Source organism: Pseudoalteromonas sp. BSi20495 (assembly GCF_000241185.1).
Classification (GTDB): Bacteria; Pseudomonadota; Gammaproteobacteria; order Enterobacterales; family Alteromonadaceae; genus Pseudoalteromonas; species Pseudoalteromonas fuliginea.
The window spans coordinates 1-2,251 of record NZ_BADY01000149.1 but is presented as its reverse complement, the minus strand read 5'-3'; the positions used below and the strand labels follow the sequence as shown (position 1 = coordinate 2,251).

Below are 2,251 nucleotides of genomic sequence, written 5' to 3'. Positions count from 1 at the left end.
GCTAATTAGCTCCTTTTTTTATGTGTAACGACTTTTTATTAACTAACTATTAATCAGCTTCGTTTTCGTCTTGGTTGTGTATTTCTAAACCTGAAGACATCGCACTTTCGCGGGTGCTTTTTGCAGAATCGTTACGTAGCTTATCAATACGATTTAAATAGTTTTGATCAATATCGCCTGTAATATATTGGCCATCAAATACTGACGTTTCAAACTTAGTAATTTCAGGATTTTCTTGGCTAACCGCAGCAATTAAATCTTTTAGCGATTGAAAGATTAAACCGTCAGAACCAATACTTGCATTAATATCTTCTACTTCACGTCCGTGAGCAATAAGCTCAGCTGCTGAAGGCATATCAATACCATACACATTAGGGAAGCGTATTTCAGGCGCTGCTGATGCAAAGTAAACGTTTTTAGCGCCAGACTCTCGGGCCATTTCAACAATTTGTGCTGATGTTGTACCACGCACAATTGAGTCATCAACCAATAATACGTTTTTACCTTTAAACTCACGATCAATTGCATTTAGCTTTTGACGTACTGACTTTTTACGCATCTCTTGACCAGGCATGATAAACGTACGACCAATATAACGGTTTTTAACAAAGCCTTGGCGGTATGGTAAATCAAGCACACGTGCGATTTCCAGTGCTACATCACATGACGTTTCTGGGATTGGGATAACGACATCAATATCTTTGTCAGCCCATTCACGTGCAATTTTTTCGCCTAGTTTAGTCCCCATGTTTACGCGTGTTGCATACACAGACATACGGTCTATTGTTGAATCAGGACGTGCAAAATAAACGAATTCAAAAATACATGGCGAGTAAGATGCCTTATCAGCACAACTAAGCGAATGAAATTCACCTTCTTCTGTAACATATATAGCTTCGCCAGGCGCAACATCACGGATAAACTCAAAGCCATCAGGCTTTAACGCAACGCTCTCTGAGGCAAACATGTATTCCGTACCCTTTTCGGTTTCGCGTTTACCAAATACAAGTGGGCGAATACCATTGGGGTCGCGAAAAGCAACAATACCGTGACCGATGATCATAGCAATTGTTGCATAACCACCGCTTACTTTATTATTTACTTCGGTTACCGCAGTAAAAATATCTTCAGGGTCTAAATGCAACTTATCAGATTTGCTTAATTCATGTGCCATAACATTAAGTAAAATTTCAGAGTCTGATGTTGTATTAACATGACGACGTGCTTCTGAGAATAACTGCTCTTTTAAAGTTTCTGCATTAGTAAGGTTACCATTATGGGCAAGCGCTATACCAAACGGTGAGTTAACATAAAAAGGCTGTGCTTCAGATGAGCTTGAAGATCCTGCGGTAGGATAACGCACATGGCCAAGACCAATTGTACCTTGTAGTCGTTTCATATGACGAGTGTGAAAGGCATCTTTCACTAAGCCATTTGCTTTGCGTAAGCTAAACGTATTATTCTCAATGGTAATGATACCCGCGGCATCTTGACCACGGTGCTGCAAAACAGTTAAGCCATCATAAATCGCCTGGTTAACAGGAGATGTTCCGACTATTCCAACGATACCACACATGTAATTTATCCTCGCCGATTAACGGTTTACTGAATTTAAAAAGCTCGAGTTGTTTTCTAGGTACGAAAAGAACCATTCAACAACAAAGCCAAATTCTGGAATCAAAATAGAATTGCCCCACCAGTGCGTATTGGGTGCACCAGTAAAAGCATCAAGAAAGAAGAGTAACGCGCTCACGACCAACACGCCTCGTAGAGCACCAAACACTATGCCAAAAACACGGTCGGTACCCGATAAACCAGTACGATGTACAAGCTCACCTAAAATATAGTTTAGTAAACCGCCTAACAGTAGCGTCGCAAAGAATAATATGGCTATGGCCGCAGCATTTCTTAAAAGGGGTTCAGAAATGGTTGTTAGGAAGGAAGCTAAATATTGGTAAAACAAGCTAGAGATGATAAAGGCGCCAGCCCATACCGCTAATGACATTGCTTCTTTTACAAAGCCGCGTATTAAACCGATGATGGTAGACAGTGCAATGATGCCAATAATGGCGTAATCAACCCAGATCATAAGAACCAATTAGTCGCTAATTTGGGGCGCATTCTATACCCAAACATCGTTAGTATGCAAGTTTAAACGGGAGAATACTGGGTTGTAGTCAATACAAAAAATTAACATTTTAGAATGGGTATTGCGGGCGAGTGATAATCATAAAAACAAATATTAATAAAT

General features: G+C 40.1%; 2 protein-coding genes. Both read right to left on the bottom strand.

From position 1 onward, the window contains the following. Nucleotides 1-49: 49 nt before the first annotated feature. Nucleotides 50-1,576 (bottom strand): amidophosphoribosyltransferase, encoded by a 1,527-nt coding sequence (gene purF / locus P20495_RS03640; protein WP_007376852.1) that lies wholly within the window; start codon nt 1,574-1,576, stop codon nt 50-52. Nucleotides 1,577-1,594: 18 nt separating this feature from the next. Next, a complete protein-coding gene (locus P20495_RS03645) occupies nt 1,595-2,089 on the bottom strand; it encodes a CvpA family protein (protein WP_007376853.1) in 495 nt (164 codons plus the stop codon). Nucleotides 2,090-2,251 lie beyond the last annotated feature (162 nt).